This window comes from Ralstonia sp. NFACC01 (genome assembly GCF_900115545.1).
GTDB lineage: Bacteria > Pseudomonadota > Gammaproteobacteria > Burkholderiales > Burkholderiaceae > Ralstonia > Ralstonia mojiangensis.
In genome coordinates, this window is sequence record NZ_FOWV01000004.1 from 130,378 (window position 1) to 151,117 (window position 20,740).

Sequence of the window (20,740 nt, forward strand, 5' to 3'; positions counted from 1 at the left end):
GAAGTAGAAGACAGCAAAAAGACGATCCGCCGATGATAACCGCAGCGCACGCGCGGCCTTGCGGGAATCCCTCGCAAGGTGTTGCAACAAACGGGCCGCGAGGCTTGGAGCCGGCGGTTCAGCGCTGTGCAACGCGGCTGCCGCCCTGGGCACCGGATTGCGCTGTCCGCACGGGGCGGTAGCCGTCGGAGAGCGTCTTGAGGAAGGCAACGATGTCGCGCACATCAGCCTCGGACAGCACGGGCGTGTCGCCGGGCTTGCCGCCAAACGGCGGTTCCATGTTGACGTTGGCGCGGTATTGGGGCGGCAGGTCATCAAACTTGTCGACCGTGCCGTCGGCCTTGCGCGGGTACCACTTCTGCGGTTGCGTGTCGCGCTGGGCGTAGAAGCGCACCGCGTCTTCCAGCGAATGGATGGCACCGTTGTGGAAGAACGTCTTGCGCAGTGCCACGTTGCGCAGCGACGGCGTGCGGAAGCGGCCGCAATAGTCGGCGCGGTCTTTCAGATCGGTCCGGTCGGGGCCGCACAGGCCGAGGTCGAAGAACTTCGGATCCGCATTGGCGGCCAGCGTGCGGTTGCGTGGAACGCCCACGGCAATGTGGCCGAAATCGGTAAAGGCCGGGAACGCTCCGTCCTGCTTGATGGCGCTCACGTGGCACGAGGCGCAGTTGCCCTTGGCTGGATCGGAAAACGCCTGCAGCCCGCGCATTTCCTGCGGTGAAAGCTTCGCCTGCTTGCGCAAAAACGCGTCGTATTTGCTGTCATACGGATAGAACTCGGACGGCGTTTCCTGGAAGACCTCCAGCACCATCAGTGCGGCGCGGAAGGCAGTGTCTTCGTTGTCGAGAATGTCGTTACCGAACACCTGACGGAACGTCTGTGCATGACGGCCATTGCGCAACTTGGCCACAACGCTGGCCTGCGTGCCGTTGGCCATCTCGTGCCCCGACAGCAGCGGAATACGCGCCTGGTCGTGTGTGGACGACACGCGGCCGTCCCATGTGTAGCCGCCGGTCGGACCCTGGTCTTCAGAGTCGTTGCCGTCGCTTTCATAAAAGTGTTCGGAGAACGGCGGCACATTCTGCAGATAGCGCAGCGATGGCGCGGCACGCACACCGGTCTTGTTCATGCCCGTGCCGCCAAGCTGCACCGACAGATCATTCGGCGGGCCATAGGCATGCGTGGGGCTGTGGCAACTTGCGCAGGCCAGCTTGCCCGAGGCGGACATAGCCGGATCGAAGAACAGCGCCTTGCCCAATGCCGTCATCGCCGGAACCGACGGGCGGCGCGTTGCCATCATCGTGTAGAAGGCTTTTTCATAGGCCGGTGCCACCGTTGGCTTGCCGACCGTTGCCGCTGCCGCTGCCGGCGCCGCAGCGGCCGGTGCAGAAGCCGCCATGGTTGCGGCATGGGCTGTCGCCGAATCGCCCCGCTCGCAGCCGCCCAACCCGACGACCGCGCCCGCAAGCACCGACATAGCGATCACGCAAAACGTTGCAGCGGGCAGGACACGGGACATTTTCGACAGACGAAATTTTGGGAGCCTTGCAACTTAGCATGGCGCCCATGACACTTTGATGTCGTCAAACGTGTGTCACGTCAGCCCTTGGAGAGGTCCTATGGTGGCAAATGTCTTCAAACGTTCGGTGGTGCCCCTGCTCATCCTGATGATGGTTATCACGCTGAACTGGGGCGAAATCGGCGCTACGCCTGCGTTTTCATCATCAACTTGTCACACACAAAGCACAGACTCCGGCTCGCTTTCGTCCCCCACACAACAATCCAGGGAAATCATGAGCCGAGCGCTTCGTCTTTTGCCGCTGACCGCGTTGGTTGCGGCCAGCATGTCTGCCTGTGGTGGCAGCGATTCGAACAGCAATGCCTCCGCGTCCACCTCGGGCGTCGTGACGGGCAGCTACTTCGAACATGCCAAGGTCTGTATCGACGCCAACAACAACGGCAAGTGCGATTCGGGTGAGACCAGCACCTACACCGATGCGAACGGCGCTTACACGCTGGCTGGCTCGGGCGCCATCACCGTGGAAATTGGCACGGACGCCTTCCGCAACGACCCGGACAAGGGTACGCACACGGCCATCACGCAGCCGCTGGTGTTCCGCGCACCGGCCGGTGCCAACGCCGTTGTCAGCGCCATCTCGACCGAACTGGCTGTGCTGATGGACAGCAACGGCGGCGACATCAATGCCGCCAAGACGGCGCTCGCCGCACGCCTTGGCGTGACGATCGACAAGCTGCTGGAAGACCACAACAAGGAAACCGACGCTGGCACCAAGGCTGCCCTGCAGGCTGAAATCGACCAGGCCATCGCCCTGATCGCTGACGCCATTGCCAACGGCGGCGACGTCGGCAAGAGCCTGCGTGACGGCGTGGCCAAGCGCATGGCGCTGGCCAACAACGTCAAGACGATCGTGGTGATCTACGCAGAAAACCGCGGCTTCGATAACCTGTACGGCCTGTTCCCGGGCGCCAATGGCATCCCCGGTGTGAACCCGACCTCGACGGGCACCGCCGTTGCGCAGAAAGACTTCGATGGCTCCGTGCTGCCAACGCTGCCGCCCACCTGGGGTGGCGTGACCGCAGCCGGCCAAAGCGTGCAGATCACGCAGGCGTCCACGGCCAACATGCCCAATCAGATGTTCCAGATCGACAGCCCGTCGGGCTTCGGCAGCACGGGCACGGTCGTCGGCCAGAACGTCATCACGCGCGATCTCTGGCACCGCTTCTATCAAAACCAGATGCAGATCAACGGCGGCAAGAACGACAAGTTCGCCGCCTTTGCCGACGCCGGCGGCCTGACCATGGGCTACTACGACGGCAGCAAGATGACCATGTGGAACATCGCCAAGCAGTACACGCTGGCGGATAACTTCTTCATGGGCGCATTCGGCGGTTCGTTCCTGAACCACCAGTACCTGATCTGCGCGTGCGCGCCGGTCTATCCGAACGCCGCGACCTCGCCGGCCAAGGGCAGCATCGCCAACGTCAAGACGAATGCAGACGGCAGCCCGACGCTCATCCCGGCGGCAAGCTCGGTGATGGCCGGTGCGCCGACCTCATACGCAGGCGCGGCCGACGATGGCAACGCCACGAAGGACGGCAACCTGACGCCGGTCGACAGCAACGGCAATTCGTACGCCGTCAACACGATGCAGCCGCCGTACCAGCCGTCGGGCAACGCCGTAGCCAGCGGCAATGCGGCTTACGCCGATCCGACCAAGGCCACCACCCTGCCGAAGCAGTCGACCACCAACATCGGTGACCTGCTGACCGCACGTGGCGTGGACTGGGCCTGGTACGCCGGCGCCTGGAACGCGGCCATCGCCGACGCCCCGAACGCTACGCGAAGCGTGATCTACAGCGGTTCGATCCAGTTCCAGCCGCACCACCAGCCGTTCAACTACTTCAGCCGCTTCGACCCGGCCACGAGCACCGGTGCTGCTGAGCGTGCGGCCCACCTGCGCGACTACGACGCCGCCTTCCTGCAAGACGCAGCCGCAGGCAAGCTGCCCGCTGTCACGTTCTACAAGCCGCAAGGCAACCTGAACCAGCACCCGGGCTATGCCAACGTGGCTGACGGCGACGCGCACATCGCCAACGTGATCGCCCAACTGCAGAAGAGCCCGCAGTGGAAGAACATGGTGATCGTCGTGACGTATGACGAAAACGGCGGCTTCTACGACCACGCCACGGTGCCGAAGGCTGACCGCTGGGGCCCGGGCACGCGTATCCCGGCGATCGTTGTCTCGCCGTTCGCCAAGAAGGGGTTCGTTGACCACACGCAGTACGACACGGCTTCGGTGCTGCGCCTGATCACGCACCGCTTCGACCTGCCAACGCTGCCGGGTATCAAGCAACGCGACGCCGCGCTCGTCTCCAACGGCAACAAGCCGATGGGCGACCTGACCAACGCGTTGGACTTCACGCAGGCGCAATAACGCTGCAACGCAGTCCTCACGAAAAAGGCGGCCGGAGCAATCCTGGCCGCCTTTTTTCTTTAACCGCTATTTGCCCTTCTTCTTGCCGGCGGGCTTTTCGCTCTCCAGCGTTTCAAGCCGCATCCCCACCTTGATCGTCACCTGCCAGTGGGCGATTCTGCCGTCCACCAGGTGGCCGCGTGTTTCCAGCACTTCAAACCAGTCCAGATGCTTGAGCGTCTCGCCCGCTCGCGCGATGGCGTTGCGGACGGCTGCATCGCTGGAGTCGGGTGAAGACCCGACCAGCTCGATCATCTTGTAGGTATGGGAACCCATATCGCCTCCTTGTTGGCATGGTTGGAACGTCGGCAGGGTGCCTGCAAGGCGCGATGTGCATGCGATGCGCGCGCCATGGCACTTACCAGAATGGCACCTGTCCCTCCGCCTTGATAGCCCGGATTTGCACGGGGCCAAAAATTCATGGCGGTTAATTGCGTTTACAAAGCTGACAAATCTCGTCAACGGACCGACGCGTGGCGTCAAACCCGCTCGCATGCCGAGCGCCTGACTGCTGTTGAGGTGCCACTTTTCGGGCGACCGCGTGGCATGTCCAGGCCAAACGGAGCTGGTACGGAACCTGCGTTGGAGTGCACACCCGTTTCCCCCAAGAGGAGGCGTCATGCGCCACCCAGAACAACAAGCATCCGCCTCATACTCGCCGCTGTCGGCCGTACCGCCCACGCCGCCGGCCACACAGGAAACCGCGCGCCTAGTCGCCGAGACCATCCCTTTCAATCTCGAGCGCGGCGGCCGGAGCATCGAAGCCACCTATTCGACCCGCAACGGCATCGTGACGGTCAAATACCGGGGCAAGACGCTGTCCACGTATTCGCCGCAGGGTGACGAGGCCAACTACAAGGCGGTCGCCCGCCAGTTGCTCAGCGTCATGCTGACCATCTGAGCCGCGCCACACCTTCCCATCAATGCCGGGCCTTGGCCGCGCTATGCGCAGGGCGACCGAACTCGGCACGCAGCGCACCCTTGGCACGTTCGAGAATCCGGCGCCGGCCGGCGCTGAGATTGTGCCCCGCCCGATTGATATAGAACGTCAGCATTGACATGGCCGACTGGAATGCCGTCCCCTTGCGCCGCCGGCTGTGCTCAGCCGATGCCTTGAGCGACGCTGCAATCCGCGCGGGGCTGCGCGACTTGAAGATGTCGGGTTCGATGTCCAGCGCGTCACTGGTTTCCATCACATGGTGCGACCAGCGCTGGGGCTTCGGTTTGGCCTTCGATTTGGCCGTCGCCGGCTTGGGCCGGGCGTGGTGCGTGGCCATGATGAAATCTCCTGTAATGATGTACCGGCAGTTCCGCAAGCCACGTACCCGCGCGGGCAGCTACAAAGCGGCGACTTCCGTTACGATGACGGACGCTTCACGCCTCTTTTCCGCCTCCTTCATTGATCGCCGGGTTCCGGCGCATATCCAACGTGTCTGGCGACGCCGGTCTTTCTCCCGCTTCCTCTTCCGCATCCGCGCAAACGCTTTCACATGCGCCGTTCTCCTACCCCGCCTTCAGGCTGTTCTGGTTCGCCCGGCTGTCCACCACCTTCGCGTATCAGATGTTCGGGGTGGCCGTCGGCTGGCAGATCTACGACCTGACGCGCAGCGCCTATGTGCTAGGGCTGGTCGGGCTGGCGCAGTTCTTGCCGTCGGTGGTGCTGGTGCTGGCCTCCGGCCATATTGCGGACCGCTACGACCGGCGGTACGTCGTGCGTGCCTGTCAGGCCATCGAAGCCCTGGTGGCCCTCGCGCTGGCTGTGCTGGCGGCCAATGGGCACGCCGGTGTGCAGCTGATCTTCCTGTGCGTGGTGGTGATTGGCGCCATGCGCGCCTTCGAGACGCCGACGCTGCAAGCGCTATTGCCGACGCTGGTGCCACTGCAGGCATTGCCGCGCGCAGTGGCGCTGTCGAGCTCGGCCGGGCAGACCGGCGTCATCCTGGGGCCGGCGCTGGGCGGCTTTCTGTACGTGGCCGGGGCCCCAGTGGTGTATGCCACGGCAGCCGCGCTGTTTTTGCTCGCGCACGTGTTGCTGGCGCTGGTGCGGATGGAGCGCGCTGTGCCCGTCAGCACGCCTGTGAGCCTCGAATCGCTGTTCGCCGGTATCGCGTTCATCAAGGGGCGGCCAGTGGTGCTGGGCGCCATCTCGCTCGACCTGTTTGCCGTATTGCTGGGCGGCGCGACCGCGCTCCTGCCGATCTACGCGCGCGACATCCTGGGCACAGGCGCATGGGGGCTGGGGCTGCTGCGCTCGGCGCCGGCGGTGGGGGCGCTGGGCATGGCGCTCTTCCTGGCGCACCGTCCACTCGATCGGCGTGTTGGCCGGGTGATGTTTGCTGCCGTGGCGGTATTTGGACTGACGACGCTGGTGTTCGGGGTGTCGCGCTGGCTGCCGCTGTCGATGCTGGCACTGGTGCTACTGGGCGCGTCGGACATGATCAGTGTGGTGATCCGCACTTCGCTGGTGCAGCTCGATACGCCCGATGCCATGCGCGGGCGCGTGAGCGCCGTCAATTCCGTGTTCGTGGGTGCGTCCAACCAGTTGGGCGAATTCGAATCGGGCATGTTGGCCGGGCTGCTGGGGCCAGTGGCCTCGGTGGTGCTTGGCGGCCTTGGCACGCTGTTGGTGGTGGCAGCCTGGATGCGGCTGTTTCCCGCCCTGACGCAACGCGATCGCATGCGCGATCCGCACCCCGAGCATGCCGGACACCCCTCTTCAGGGGGATAAACCCGCGGGCCCGCGCTGCTGCTGGCCTGAGCAAGAATGGGGCGCTGTCTTGCAAGCGTGTCAGCGAAACCCCGATGGCATCGGCGACGGCCAATTCGTATCCTGAGTCACCTTTGGCTGCCTTGTTCCACGCCCGGTATTGCGCCCGACTGTGACGTCCATTCCGCCCTCTTCGTCCCGCCCTTCGGACGCGCGCGCTGCCGCCCCTGCCCCGTTGCCGGACCCTGGGCCCTTCAGCACTAGCGGGTTCAACGGTGCGCCGGCCATTCGTCCTTCCGCATGGCTCGTGGCGATCGGTGCTGCCGCAGTCGGCACGATCGGGCGGGTGCTGCTCGAATCGGCGATGGGTATCCATCTGCCGTTCTACCTGGCCTTTCCGGTAGTGACGATTGCCGCGTGGTATGGCGGCTTCTGGCCGGGGATGCTGGCCATCGCCTGCTATGCGGGGTTGTTCATGGCACTGGCCACGCTGCAAAGCTGGCCTGCCGCGATGCCTCTCACGTCAATCCAGATGACGGTGTTTGGGGTGGGCGCATTGCTCATCTGCGCCTTGTGCGAGCAGTTGCGCCGCGCCCGCGCCGGGGCTGAACGGCGTGCGCGGGCCGAAACCCAGCAACGCCTGTCGCAGCAACGCCTGCTGGCCGCACTGCAGGCCTCGCCCATCTCACTCTACGACGTCGACAACACGATGCACTTCACGTGGGTGCACAACCCCGTGTTCGGCCTGCAGCCCGAGCAGCTCATGGGGCGGACGGTGCGCGAAGTGTTCGGCCGCCGCGCCGCGTCGCGCCTGACCGAAGCCGGCCAGCGCGTCATCGCAACCGGCACGCCTACGCGCGTTGAGTTCGCATTCCGTCGGCGCCATACGCAGCGCGTGGTCTACGACGTGGTGGTCATGCCGCTGCGCGACGACACCGGAGAGATCATCGGTTTGACCAACGCCGTGATCGACATCAGCGAGCGCCGCCAGGCCGAGGCCCGCCGCACGCAGTTGCTCGAAGCCGAATCCCGCGCCCGCGAAGAAGCCGAGCGCGCCAGCCGCCTGAAGGACGATTTCCTGGCGACCGTCAGCCACGAGCTACGCACACCGCTCAATGCGGTGCTGGGCTGGGCGCAACTGCTGAACATGCGCGCCTACGATGAAGCGATGTTCAAGCGCGGCATTGAAGCCATCGAGCGCAGCGCCCGCACGCAAGTCCACCTGATCGATGATCTGCTCGACATGTCGGCCATCCTCTCGGGCAAGGTCCCGCTGGAGATCGGCCCCGTGGACCTGGCCGATGTGCTGGAACGCGCGCGCGAGACCATCGAGCCCATGGCGCGCCAGAAGAACATCACCATCGATACCGAATTCCTGCCCGTGCCGATGCTGCAAGGCGATGCCGGGCGCCTGAAGCAGGTGTTCTGGAACCTGCTGGCCAACGCCGTCAAGTTCACGCCTGAGGGTGGGCACATCCGGCTCTCGGTGCACCCGTCGCCCGAAGGCGTGGTCGCCACCGTGCGCGACACCGGCATCGGCATCGAGCCGGCCTTCCTGCCGCATATTTTTGACCGCTTCCAGCAGGCCGATCTGTCCAGCACACGCCGCCACGGCGGGCTCGGCCTGGGGCTGGCGATTGCCAAGCAGCTTGTCGAGCTGCATCACGGCCGCATCACCGCCGCCAGCAGCGGTGCGGACCGTGGCACCACCATGGCCGTGTCGCTACCGCTGCATGCAGCGCAACCGGGCGAACAGGCCAACCGCGCGCCGGGGCTGGTCGCAGGGACAGGCATGCCGACGCTGGACGGCATCCGCGTGCTGGCGGTGGATGACAACCCCGAATCGCTCGGCGTGATCGCCCTGATGCTGGAGCGCTACGGCGCCGAGGTTGTCACTGTATCCGGCGGAGCCGCCGCGCTCGAGGCGCTGGAACATGCAGTCGCCAACGCCTACCCGTTCGATGCGCTGGTCAGCGACCTTGCCATGCCGGGCATGGACGGCATGCAGCTCGTGCGAGCCGTGCGCGAACGCGGTTTGACCGACCTGCCCGCCATCGCCGTGACGGCTTTCGCCGACCCGATCCGCCTGAAGGCAGCGAAGGAAGCCGGTTACCAATCCGTCATCACGAAGCCGATCTTCCCGGGCGAGCTGGGCCACGTGCTGGCCGCAAATGTGCATCGCAAGACCGGGCCTGAGACGCTGGTGTGACACATCGGCAACCATGCCTTGACGGAATGGTTGACCCAACAAAAGTCATTGGCGCAGGTGGCGAGAGGTCCGCATACTCGTCAGTCTGTGCCGATCGGTGGGCATCTCTCCCCTAGCAGTTGCCAGCACCGGCTCACTCGATCGGCCAGCTTGCCCTTCCCAATCAGCCGCGCTCGCGGTTGTCTGCCGTATCCATAAGAACGCCTGAATCCTCCCTGCCCATCTGGGCTGCGCTGGCATTCCGGGCTCAGAGAGGAGACTGCATCGCCATGCTTATCCGTTCGCTTCCCGTGCTGTTGTCTGCCGTTGCGCTTGGCATTTCTGCGCAGGCCGCTGCCAAAGACGCGCCCAAGGCGGCCACTCAGACCATCGCCGTACCCGGCCTGTCAAAACCCGCCGACATCCTGATCGACCGCTGGGGCGTGCCACACATTTACGCCAAGAGCGAAGACGACGGCTTCTTCGCGCAAGGCTTCAACGCGGCGCGGGACCGCCTGTTCCAGATCGATCTGTGGCGCCGCCGCGGCCTGGGACAGCTTTCGGAGGTGTTCGGGGCCGCCTATGTCGAACAGGATCACGCGACGCGGCTGTTCCTCTATCGCGGTGACATGCAAGTCGAATGGAATCATTACAGCCCCGATGCGCAGCGCATTGCCACGCGCTTCGTCGCCGGCATCAACGCGTATGTCGACTGGCTGATCAAGCATCCGGAGCAGATGCCGTTCGAGTTCCGCAAGCTGAACTACACGCCCGCGCACTGGGCGCCGGAAGACGTGGTGCGCATCCGCAGCCACGGGCTGACGCGCAATCTGCAATCGGAGGTCGCTCGCGCCAACGTGGCCTGCAAGGCCAACCTTGCCGACGACACCATCCGCTTCGGCCTGCAGCCCGCCTGGCAAACTCAGTTGCCCGAAGGCCTGGACCCATGCCTGCCGAAGGATCTGCTGAAGGTCTTCACGCTCGCCACGCAGGGCGTGCGCCTCACGCCCGAATCGCTTAAGGGCGTAGACGTCGACAACACGCGCGTGGCCGCCGCCGCCAACCTCGAAGAGACGATGGAGGGCAGCAACAACTGGGTGATCGCGCCGGGCAAATCCACCACCGGCCGCGCCGTGATGGCCAACGACCCGCACCGCGCGTATTCGGCACCGAGCCTGCGCTACATCGCCCACCTCAGCACACCCACGCTCGACATCATCGGCGCCGGAGAGCCATCGCTGCCGGCCGTGTCGATCGGGCATAACGGGCACGTCGCGTTCGGCCTGACCATCTTCAACATTGATCAGGAAGACCTCTACGTCTACGAACTGAACCCGGCCAACAATAGCGAATACCGCTACAACGGCGGCTGGGAGCCCTTCACCGTGCTGCACGAAGCCGTGAAGGTGCGCGGCGGTGAGTCCCGCCCCGTCGACCTGACCTTCACGCGCCACGGCCCCGTCATCTACATCGATGCCGAGAAGCACCGGGCGTATGCCGTGCGCTCCGCGTGGCTGTCGCCGGGCATGTCGCCGTATTTCGGCTCGGTCGGGTACATGCGCGCACGCACCTTCGCGCAGTTCAAGCAGTCAATGATGAACTGGGGCGCACCCACTGAAAACCAGGTCTATGCGGACACAAAAGGCAACATCGGCTGGGTGCCGGGCGGCCTCGCCCCGATCCGCCGGAACTGGGACGGCCTGCTGCCCGTACCCGGTGACGGCCGCTACGAATGGGCCGGATTCTGGCGCGGCGATCAACTGCCCAGCACCTACAACCCCAAGTCAGGCTACTTCACCTCGTCCAACGAGATGAACCTGCCACCGGACTACCCGTACCGCGAGCGAAAGCTCGGCTTCGAGTGGACCAACGGCTCGCGCCACGCACGCATTGACGAAGTGCTGGCCAGACTCGACAAGGTGTCGATCGAAGATTCGATGCGCCTGCAGAACGACATGGTCTCGATCCCGGCGCGCAGGCTGATGGCCCTGCTGGCGCCTCTGTCGTCCAACGACGCCGACACGCAAGCCGCGCTCAACCTGTTCAAGGGCTGGAACGCGACCATGCTGGCGGATTCTCCGCAAGCCGCGCTGCATGAGGTCTGGTTCACGCACCACCTGAGCCGCGCATTCAAGAACGCCGTGCTTTCCAAGGCCAGCGCCGAAGCAATGGCCGCGCCCGACACCGACGTCATGCTCGACACGCTGGAACACCCGCAAGGCAGCGAACACAAGTTTGGCGAAGACCCGCAACAAGCCGCCACCAAACGTGATGCCGTGCTGCTCGACAGCTTGAAGAATGCGTGGAGCGATATGGCCAAACGCCAGGGCCCGAACCCGCAAGCGTGGAACTGGGGCCAACTGCACCACAACCTCAACGCCCATCCGTTCGCCGCCATCGTCGACGAAGCCACGCGCGCCAAGCTCAACGTCGGCCCCACGCCTGAAGGCGGCAGCCCCTACACGCCCAACCAGTCGACCTATCGCGCGAGCGATTTCCTGCAGACGAACGGCCCCTCGTTTCGCACGGTGGTGGACGTGGGCAACTGGGACAACTCGCGCGCCGTCAACCTGCCCGGCCAGTCCGGCAACCCTGACAGCCCGCACTACCGCGACCTGGCACCGCTGTGGCTAAAGGGTGAGTATTTCCCGTTGCTGTATTCGCGCAAGGCGGTGGAGGCGGCGACCGAGTCGCGTGTGCACCTGGTGCCGGGGAAGTAAGCACACGATGCGCAAGCAAAAACGCCACCGCGAATACGCGATGGCGTTTTTCTTTGTGCTTTTGTACCGCCCAACTGGCGGCGTCGATCCAGATACGTGGACAACTCAATATCCTGACAGATTGGATTATTTTGTGAATTCGCAGGCAGACGGACCTCTCGCTGGCTACGCTCCACAGCTTCCCGAGCTGGAGCGTTGCCGCCATGGGCCGTCGAGAGTTACCGTTTGCCACCCGAACCGTTACCGTCTCCGGGGCTGGATTGCCGGAGGTCATGGGCCAACCAGCCCTGGTGTTTTCCAAGCTCTTCGGTACCGAGCATCTGGGCGAGCTGTTCGAGTACGAAGTCGAACTCAAGACCCCCGACGATCGCAACGTTCTCTACGGCCCTGGGGCGAATCTCGACACCAACGCACTACGCGGCCAGGAACTCACTGTCACCGTTGCGCTGGATGGCAACGGCTTTGGCCTTGGAGGTGGCATCGGTGCGGGCAGGCGCGAGATTACTGGTCTGGTCACCGACATCGTTGGCCCCATCCCCGTGGGCCAGGGCCGGCAGATCAAATACCGCCTTACGCTTCGCCCCTGGCTCTGGTTGGCCACGCTCAACCGCGACACCCGCATCTTCCAGCGGCAAACCGTTGTCGACATCCTCGACACCCTGCTCGCCGATTACATCTTCCCCGTTGAACGCCGTCTGGATGTCGCTCGCTACCCCAGGCGCGAATACCAGGTTCAATACAACGAAAGCGACTTCGAGTTCTTCCAGCGCCTTACACAAGAGTGGGGCATTTCCTGGCACATCGAGCACAGCGACGGCAAGCACCGTCTGATCCTCACCGATGGCAATGGCGCATTTGCTCCGTTCGCCAGCCCCGCATATCAAACGATCCGCTGGCAACCGTCCTCTGATCGCATCGACGAAGAACACCTGCACACCTTTGAGCTGCACGACCGCGTCGTCTCCGGCCAATGGGCCAGCACCGACTACGACTTCGTCAAGCCAACGGCGGACTTGACCGTCCGCGCCTCCGATCCGCTCGACACCGCCCACGCCGAAGCGGAAGTGCGCGAATGGCCCGGTGACCACAGCCAGCCCGCCACCGGCAACGACCCATGGGCCGAAGGCAATCAAATCGCCCGTCTGCGAATGGAAGCCTTACGTCAGCACGGCCGGCGAGTAAGCGGAGCTGGCAACGTCCGCGCCATGGTGCCTGGCTGCACCTTCAGGCTGACGCACTTCTTGCAAGACGAAGCCAATCGGGAGTACCTGATCCTCGGCACGCAGCTCCGAATTGAGGACGTGCCCGAAGCATCAGGAGGTGGTCAACCGTGGTACTGCGAAGTCAGCTTCAACGCGCAGCCCAGCAACGAACTCTTCCGCCCCGAGCGCACGCAGCCCAAGCCGAGAACGACTGGCCCCCAAACGGCAAGCGTGGTCGGCCCCGAGAACCAGGAAGTCTGGACCGATGAATACGGCCGCGTCCACCTGCAATTCCACTGGGACCGCATCGGCCAACGAAACGCTAACAGTTCCTGCTGGGTGCGAGCGTCCTCTCCATGGCAAGGCGAGCGCTTTGGGGCCATTCAGATTCCGCGTATCGGCCAGGAAGTCATCGTCGACTTCCTCAATGGCGATCCGGATTGCCCCATCATCACTGGCCGTGTCCCTAACCGGAACAACATGCCCCAGTGGCCGATGCCAGGGCATCACGCACTGTCCGGCTTCGTCAGCAAAGAACTGCGCGGGGGTGGCACTAACACCTTCGTCCAGGACGACACGCAAGGCCAAATTCAGACGCAACTACAGAGCGATCACCAGAATTCCAGCCTCAGCCTGGGCTATATCACCCGCATCCTGCGCGGCATCGGGCGCCAAGAGAAACGTGGCGAAGGGTTCGAACTGCGCACGGACGGGCACGGTGCCGTACGCGGCGGTGATGGCCTGCTGATCAGCACAGAAGCCCGGCCCGATGCCAAAGCGCACCACAAGGACATGGGCGAAACGGTCGCCCGGCTGCATCAGGCACAGCATGCTCACGACACCACCGGCCAACTCGCGCAGCATCACAACGCGCAAGATGCCGAACAACAAGACGTCGCCCATGCGCTCAAAGCACAGCATGACGAAATCCGTGGCCCGGGCGAGGCTCACGGCGAACTGAGTGCGCCACACCTCGTGCTGGCGTCGCCTGCCGGCATGGCGGCTACAACAGCACGATCAACCCAATTGCACAGCGGCGAGCATCTGGCCGTGACCACGGGCAAGCACGCATCCTTTGTCAGCAATGGCGGGTTCTTTGCCAGCGCTGCGCGCCGCATTGCGCTCTTCGCGCACAGTCTTGGAATCAAGCTCGTTGCTGCCACCGATCACATCGTGCTCGAGGCGCAGGACGGTGACATAAAGGGTATTGCCAAGCGCAAGATCCATCTCCGCTCGCTGGGCGAAATCGTGTTCGAGGCCGATCAAGGCATCTTGTTCAAGGTCGGGCAAACCTACCAGCGCTGGACGCCCCAGCAGATCATTGAAGGCATGAGCGACAAGAAGCAAATTCATGCCGGTTCATATAGCGTCACAGGCCCCGATGGCATGAGCCTCAGTGCTGTTTCGCTGCCACACAGCGATTTCGACCAAGAAGTCTATCTGCATCTACCCGATGGCTCCCCGGCCGCCAACCGCAAATTCCGCATGACGCACGCCGACGGCAGCGTGATCGAAGGCGTGACCGGCTCCGATGGCTTGACCAAGCTGCATCGAAGCCAAAGCGCGGAAAACTTCCAAATTCAGATTCTGGACCTGCTGCATGGAAATTGATCGTATCCACTTGCCCGTCGGAGAGGAAATCGGCGGGCATGCCGGCGCCACCATTGCACTCACGCCCTCGATTGACAAGGTGCGCATCAGCCTGCCGGTACCCTCGACCAAAGTGATCCCCATCATCTTTCTGCCGGGCGTCATGGGAACCAACCTGCGCATGAGCCGCGATCGGCAAGGGTTCCTCAAGCAGACAGACAACAAAGCATGGCGACCGGATGATTTGGGCCCTGGTGGCCTATTCGGCGGTGACACCCACCAAGCTCAGTACCTCACCCCAAGTCAGCGGCAGCTCATGTTCGATCCGGATGAGGTCGAAGTTGATCGCTACGAGATCACGGAAGACGCGGACAAATTCGACCTGACCGGCGAGAGAACCCAGGATTCCGACGCGCGTCATCAGGATGTACCAAACGGGCTCCCTGATATTGGCTTGCTGATGAACGCGCCATTGCCACCGGCCGCCGAACAATGGAAAGCCAAACGCGGCAAGCACGAATCCACCGCCGCGCAGAAAGCCCGCTGGCGTGGCTGGAGCGAGGTGCTGTTTCGCTCGTCGTATGGCGAGGTCATCAAGTTGATGGAGGAGCACCTGAACAGCATGGCATACCCATCCGTTGGTGGCATGGCAATGGTGAGCCCACGTTGGCGTAAGGACAGCACTCGCTCCAGCGGGCGGGTATTGGACATCAATCCTTCCCAGTGGGGCGGCGCGGGCGACGCTCTAACCGACGCAGACATTCTGCGCATAGCCAATTGCTGGTATCCGGTTTACGCGATGGGCTACAACTACCTGCAAAGCAATGGCGAGTCCGCGAAGAAGATCGCCAAGCGCATTACCGACATCATTCAGATGTACAAGGCCAATGGACGGCAATGCGAGAAGGTCATCATCGTCACGCACTCAATGGGCGGGCTGGTGACGCGCGCACTGCTGCACCCCGAGTATGGAAACATCAAGGACAAGATTCTGGGTGTCTACCACAGCGTGCAGCCCGCACTGGGCTCGGCAGCAGCCTACAAGCGAGTGCGCACGGGGTTCGATGCTGCATCGATACTCGACGTGCCCGGGCAAGTTGCGCGCAGGATCATGGGGAAGACCGGCAAAGAGGTGACGGCAGTCTTCGCCAATGCTCCGGGGCCTCTGGAGTTGCTGCCGATCGCCTCCTATCCACGTGGTTGGCTGCGGGTGAAAGCCGCCCACGATGACCGGCTGGCGATGGCGCTGCCAGCCACCTCAGACGAGCCGTTGAAGGCGTATCACGAAGAGATGAGCCTGCATCAATCGTTGGGCGTGAAAAAGCCGACGCCACCTGCAGTCGTGGGGGAGCCCGTGTATGACATCTATGGGCGTAACCCGAAAGAGTGGTGGCGGTTGCTCAATCCGGAGTGGGTTAATCCGGCCAAGAAGGACCTGAAAGGGAAGGACGCGTATGGTCTTTCGAGACAGAGGATTGCGGATGCCCAGGATTTTCACAAGAACATCAAAGATCTGTACCACCCCGCGACCTACGCAAGCTACGGCGTAGACGCTGCGCAAAAAACCTACGGCAGCGTGACTTGGCGGGCCGATACGTCCGACCTCGCGTCTCACGGTGATCCTCTCACGTGGACCTTCGAGAGCGAGGACGCGGAGGGCCAGATCGTGGTGCGCACACAGGGCAACAAATTGCTGACCCTGAAGCTGGCGCCCGCAGAAGAGTCTGGCGATCAGACGGTGCCTGCCAAAGCCTCGGCCGAGGCGGTTGGCGGCGTGCACTTCCGGCAATCCGGCTACGACCATCAGAACAGTTACAAGGATGACAAGGTGCTGGCCAGCGCCCTGTATTCGATCGTCAAGATTGCCAACACCGCCACCTGGTGGGACAAATGAACCGGCGTCGTTTCTTAATCATCTTGGGTAGTCTGTTCCTGGCGGGCTACGTATCGCCAGCCTTTGCGGAGAAAAAAATGTCGGAACCCGTTGCCATGTCACCGCGCTTGCAAAAGCTATTCGCCAAGACCAAGCAGGTGTGCTTTGGGCGCTACGTGATGGAGGTGCCGGCAGAAGCTGAGTTGCTTTGGGGCTTCCAAGAATTTCCTGGAAAGATTGTCACGCTTGTTGGGGCTGCAGGCCAGTTGACGAAAACGGCAGAAGCCTATCGCGCGGCGGAGCTTGCACAAAGCAAGACTGCCGAGATTAGCTACTATGGCCCCAGCGCTGTTCACAATAGCATCGAGGTTCGATCGTTCGAAAACAAGAATGCAAAGACCTACGGAGTCGAAGGGAAAATGACCTTCGTAGTCTCTGGCTCCAATCTGTACGTGTGGTTCACTGGCGGCAAGAGTCTGGCTCCATTGGTACGTGGCCTCCGCGCGCGCGACAACACAGAAATCCCCACCGCCCCCGGCGTCTGCATCGACCACGGCTTCGTTGCGGATGCGACAGGCAATTTCCAGGAAATCTTCGGCGCCGGCATCGACCTCCCGAGCCTCCCCGATGTCAGCTTCTCGATTCTGTCCAACAAAGATGCAACCACTGACGGTGACCCCGGCCTGATCGAACGCCACTACGACGCGATGGGCAAGGTGACACCCACCGGGGTCACGCGTTTGCAATTGGGTAAGCGTGAAGTCAATGGCTGGAAGGGTGAGCAAGTCCTGCTGCGGCGCGACGGACTCGAGAAAGGTGTATTCGCGCATGAATTCCTGTGGGCGTCCATCGGCAAGAGCGGCAGCGCACTGAACCCCGCCTCGGTCGACATCCAACTCAACACCGGCGTCAGAGCCAACCGCACGCTCGCACAGCCGTCCTCCCTCACGGATGAAGAAGCACTGGCCCTCTGGAATCGACTGTTGGACGGCTTGCGCTTCCGTGTCAACGCCCCGCCCACGCAAACCGGCGCTCCGGTGACGGTGCGTTCGGGCGAGCCCACTCCCCTGACCGGTTTGTGGCGTGCCGCACTACCCCCGGACCACCCGAAGGCGGCGTGGGTTGCTAATGGCCACAGTGTCTTTCGTCAACAAGGGGAGCCGATGGTCCGCTTCGGGTTAGGGTTGCCGCAGGATGAAGCGCTCGTTGTGTGGACGTGGATGGGCGAGCACGACTTGTGAGCGCCAATTACATCATTGCAGTTGATCGCCTTAGTTGAACGATGGATCTCATCGACATCACGCTATTTCTAGCAATTCTGGTACTGATCCTGGTGCTGGTACTGGTAGGTCGGCTTATCGCCCGCGCCGCGTCGAACCCTGACAACCCCTACATCGCATCGATCATGGGACCATACTGCGGTGCGGCTGTGCCTACTTTCTGGCTCCATCACTCTGCAGCGGGAGGGTTTTGGGATCTTTCGTCTGCGTGGCCCCTCGTGTACGGACTTTTCTTCTTGCCTACGGCCGGATCAGCGATCGTATTCAGTTGGTTGACCCAACGACGCGACAGGAAGAACCGAGGTTGACTAGGCACTGCCAAAGCGTTGCATCCGAATATGACGGCAAAAATCCTGAAAGACACATGAGCGCTGAAATCATCCGCGTAGGAGACCCCCCCGACCACGGTGGCGTAGTGCTCGACGGCATCCCCGGTACCGACCTGTATGGCCTTCCGATAGCCGGTATCGGCAACATGGTCAGGTGCCCCAAGTGCGGCGGTCCGTTCCCGATCATCGAGGGTGCCGATAACTATGAGGTCAACGGCGTGAAGGTCGCGCTGTGCGGCATGAAGACCGCCTGCGGCGCTGTGCTGATCGCTGGAGACCCGCGCACGCAAGTGAGTGGCTAGCGCACAAACCACTCCGATGGCGGTTATACGGTCCGCGCCCCGAGCGGCACGTCGATATGCCGCCCACCTCAGAGCGACATCCCAGGTCAATTTTCATTGGTCCGCAATGGATGACCGTGCCTGACTCCTCCAGGCGAGACAACGCAATTCGCCTGAAAGCAAAACGCCACCGCGTCGCAGTACGGTGGCGTTTTGCTTGCGGTAACAGAACCAGGAAATCGCCCTTCAGGCTGGCAGCCCCAACGCCGCACGCACAACCTCAGCCCGCGGAATCGGCGCTACAGCGCTATACCCCGTCGTAGAAATCGCAGCCGCCACATTCGCATACCGCGCCGCCTCTAACGGCGAATCCCCCGCCACGATCCGCGCCACGAACGACCCGCCAAAGCAATCGCCGGCGCCCGTCGCATCAATTGCATTGACCGTATGACGCGGCACCAGAGTGCGCGACTCGGGCGTAGCCACATAGCAGCCTTCCGCGCCCATCTTGAGCGCCACCAGTTTCACGCCCCATCGGAGCAGCGTATCGACAATGCCATCACGGTCATGGCAGTCGAGCAGCACGGTCACGTCATCCCAACTCGGCAGGCAGAGGTCACACGTGCGCATCGCTTCCTGCATCACAGCGCGGGCGCGCGCCAGCGGCCACAGGCGCAGGCGCAGGTTGGTGTCGAACGACACCAGCACACCCGACGCCCGCGCATGCGCCATCGCCGCCAGACCCGCGTCGCAGGCCGTATCGCTGATGGCGAGGCTGATGCCTGACAGGTGAAAGGCCTTGGCAGACGAAATCGCCTGCAATGGCAGTTGCGCCGTCTGGAAGCGGCTGGCTGCCGAGCCCGCGCGCAGGTAGTCGAAGTGGTGGCCACGTGCATCGTGCGACACGAAGTACAGGCCCGTGGGCGCCTGCGTATCGGTGTGCACGTAGGTGTGGTCGACACCTTCGTCCTGCCACAGCGCGCGCAGCGCCTGGCCGAAGCGGTCGGCGCCCACCGCGCTGATGTAGCCCGTGCGTGCGCCCTGCCGTGCCGCGGCAATGCAGAAGTTCGACGTATCGCCGCCGAAGCCGAAATTCCACGACGTGCTGCCGGGATCCGCCTGGTTGAACTCGATCAGCGCTTCGCCGTAGGCGAGGATATCTGCCATGGGCGTCCCGCTCAGAAGTAGGTCTGCACAACGTCGACCACGTTGTAGGCGTCGTCAACGACAGAAATCTGGCGCCACTTGTCGAACGTGAGGCACGGGTGCGAGATGTCGAAAGCGATCATGTCGCCCACCTTGATGTCGTCGCCGGGAGCGATCTTCAGGTAGGCATGCTGATCCATCATGCCGGTGACTTCCCAGTGCGCCGGCGTGGCCGAGGGCGTCTTGTCACCTGGGCGGAAATGCAGCACCGGCAGCGGGAGCCCGGCGTCGAATGCAGCGTCACGTTTGCCCATGGCGATGATGGCGCGCTCAGCCTCAGGCACCGATTGCACATAGGCCCAAAGCTGGAGCGCCGGCAGCAGGCTCGAACGCATCTTGTGCGCGATCGGGTTGTTGGCGTCGATACGGGCTTGCGCCGCGCGGTAGATGCCCACATCGTGCGTCAGATAGCAGCCCGGGCGCAGCACCACATCCAGCGGCTGGCCGATACTGGCCTTGGCGAATTCTTCGGCCACGACGTCGTACCAAGCCGACCCGGCGCCGGTCAGCACAGCCGGCGTGCGTTGCAGGCGACCCGCCTTCGCCAGATCCTCCGTCACCTTCACGGCGCGCTGCAGGAAGGCGCGGATATCCGCCTCTTCCTTGATCACGCCCTCATAGACTTCAACGCCTGCGAGCTTGACGGCGCCATCGGCACGCGTGAGCGCATCGAGCACCGATTGCAGTTGCGCGTCGTCGCGCACGCCGGTGCGGCCGCCTTGCACGCCCAGTTCGATCAGCACCTGGATCGGGCGCCCCGCCTTGCCGAAAAATGCGGCAAGCTGATCGACCTGATCCGCCGCATCCACCAAGCAGAAGAACTCAAACGTCGGATCGGCCAGCAACTCGGCGAGGATCGCCATGTTGCGCTTACCGACCAGCTGATTGGCCATCAGGACGCGACGCACGCCGTGGGCATAGGCAACGCGCGTCTGGTGCGCCGTAGCCAGCGTGATGCCCCATGCACCGCCGGCCAGCTGACGTTGGAACAGGCGAGGCGCCATCGTCGTCTTGCCATGCGGTGCGAGCTTGGCGCCGTATTCGCTCACGAAGCGCTGCATCCACGCGAGGTTGTGCTCCACGCGCGATTGCGAGAGCACCGCCGCGGGCAGGTTCAGGTCTTCGTTCAAAACATTCCAGCGCTGCGCAGCAATCTGCTCCGGCGCGCATGCGGTTTCCAACGCACCCAAGCCCTTGTCGAGCGGGTTGACGACGGCGTTGGCGTCTCCTTGGTACTTTGTATCACTCATGGGATTCGGCTCGTGTTCCTTTGGGGGTAAACATCGGGTTGACACAATGATAGCGACGAAACTATTCTCCGGGCCAGTCTGTTACAAAGTACCAAAGCACTCTCAAAGCCGCTATCCGG

At 63.2% G+C, this 20,740-nt stretch carries 14 protein-coding genes; 9 read left to right on the forward strand and 5 right to left on the reverse strand.

Going from position 1 to position 20,740, the window contains the following annotated elements; genetic code table 11:
- Window positions 1-118: 118 nt before the first annotated feature.
- Entirely contained in the window at window positions 119-1,519 is a 1,401-nt protein-coding gene (locus BM136_RS11670; RefSeq protein WP_092971994.1) for a cytochrome-c peroxidase, read from the reverse strand.
- A 274-nt stretch (window positions 1,520-1,793) separates the two neighbouring features.
- On the opposite strand from BM136_RS11670, the gene acpA reads away from it, so the two are divergent.
- On the forward strand, window positions 1,794-3,956 hold the full coding sequence (acpA, locus tag BM136_RS11675; RefSeq protein WP_092971995.1) for an acid phosphatase: 2,163 nt from the start codon (window positions 1,794-1,796) through the stop codon (window positions 3,954-3,956).
- Between the two features lie 66 nt (window positions 3,957-4,022).
- Here acpA and BM136_RS11680 read toward each other — a convergent pair whose 3' ends face one another.
- Window positions 4,023-4,271, reverse strand: a complete 249-nt coding sequence (locus BM136_RS11680; RefSeq protein WP_024978611.1) for a dodecin — start codon at window positions 4,269-4,271, stop codon at window positions 4,023-4,025.
- Between the two features lie 343 nt (window positions 4,272-4,614).
- Here BM136_RS11680 and BM136_RS11685 point away from each other — a divergent pair, with 343 nt between their 5' ends.
- A complete protein-coding gene (locus BM136_RS11685) occupies window positions 4,615-4,896 on the forward strand; it encodes a hypothetical protein (protein ID WP_092971996.1) in 282 nt (93 codons plus the stop codon).
- A gap of 19 nt (window positions 4,897-4,915) precedes the next feature.
- On the opposite strand, the gene BM136_RS11690 is transcribed toward BM136_RS11685, so the two are convergent.
- Complete coding sequence (locus tag BM136_RS11690; protein ID WP_092971997.1) at window positions 4,916-5,272, reverse strand: DUF3175 domain-containing protein; 357 nt, start codon at window positions 5,270-5,272, stop codon at window positions 4,916-4,918.
- A gap of 152 nt (window positions 5,273-5,424) precedes the next feature.
- Between BM136_RS11690 and BM136_RS11695 the strand changes: the two genes are divergently transcribed.
- The 7 genes from BM136_RS11695 (at window position 5,425) to BM136_RS11725 (ending at window position 18,186) form a co-directional block, all read left to right on the forward strand.
- Complete coding sequence (locus BM136_RS11695; protein WP_092971998.1) at window positions 5,425-6,723, forward strand: MFS transporter; 1,299 nt, start codon at window positions 5,425-5,427, stop codon at window positions 6,721-6,723.
- Window positions 6,724-6,862: 139 nt separating this feature from the next.
- Window positions 6,863-8,911 carry an ATP-binding protein gene (locus BM136_RS11700; RefSeq protein ID WP_175537120.1) on the forward strand — a complete coding sequence of 683 codons (2,049 nt, stop codon included), beginning with the start codon at window positions 6,863-6,865 and terminating at the stop codon, window positions 8,909-8,911.
- A 269-nt stretch (window positions 8,912-9,180) separates the two neighbouring features.
- A complete protein-coding gene (locus BM136_RS11705) occupies window positions 9,181-11,610 on the forward strand; it encodes a penicillin acylase family protein (protein WP_092971999.1) in 2,430 nt (809 codons plus the stop codon).
- Window positions 11,611-11,813: 203 nt separating this feature from the next.
- Window positions 11,814-14,423, forward strand: a complete 2,610-nt coding sequence (locus tag BM136_RS11710) for a type VI secretion system Vgr family protein (protein ID WP_092972000.1) — start codon at window positions 11,814-11,816, stop codon at window positions 14,421-14,423.
- On the forward strand, window positions 14,413-16,296 hold the full coding sequence (locus BM136_RS11715; RefSeq protein ID WP_092972001.1) for a lipase family alpha/beta hydrolase: 1,884 nt from the start codon (window positions 14,413-14,415) through the stop codon (window positions 16,294-16,296). Before BM136_RS11710 ends, BM136_RS11715 begins: the two co-directional genes overlap by 11 nt.
- Window positions 16,293-17,516, forward strand: a complete 1,224-nt coding sequence (locus tag BM136_RS11720) for a T6SS immunity protein Tli4 family protein (protein ID WP_092972002.1) — start codon at window positions 16,293-16,295, stop codon at window positions 17,514-17,516. Before BM136_RS11715 ends, BM136_RS11720 begins: the two co-directional genes overlap by 4 nt.
- A gap of 403 nt (window positions 17,517-17,919) precedes the next feature.
- Window positions 17,920-18,186 (forward strand): PAAR domain-containing protein, encoded by a 267-nt coding sequence (locus BM136_RS11725; protein WP_092972003.1) that lies wholly within the window; start codon window positions 17,920-17,922, stop codon window positions 18,184-18,186.
- Window positions 18,187-18,411: 225 nt separating this feature from the next.
- Here BM136_RS11725 and BM136_RS11730 read toward each other — a convergent pair whose 3' ends face one another.
- The gene (locus BM136_RS11730; protein ID WP_092972004.1) at window positions 18,412-19,332 is read right to left on the reverse strand and encodes a sugar kinase; all 921 of its coding nucleotides are present in this window, start codon (window positions 19,330-19,332) and stop codon (window positions 18,412-18,414) included.
- Between the two features lie 11 nt (window positions 19,333-19,343).
- Window positions 19,344-20,621: an amino acid deaminase gene (locus BM136_RS11735; protein WP_092972005.1), complete on the reverse strand. Its 1,278-nt coding sequence runs from the start codon at window positions 20,619-20,621 to the stop codon at window positions 19,344-19,346.
- Window positions 20,622-20,740: the final 119 nt, after the last annotated feature.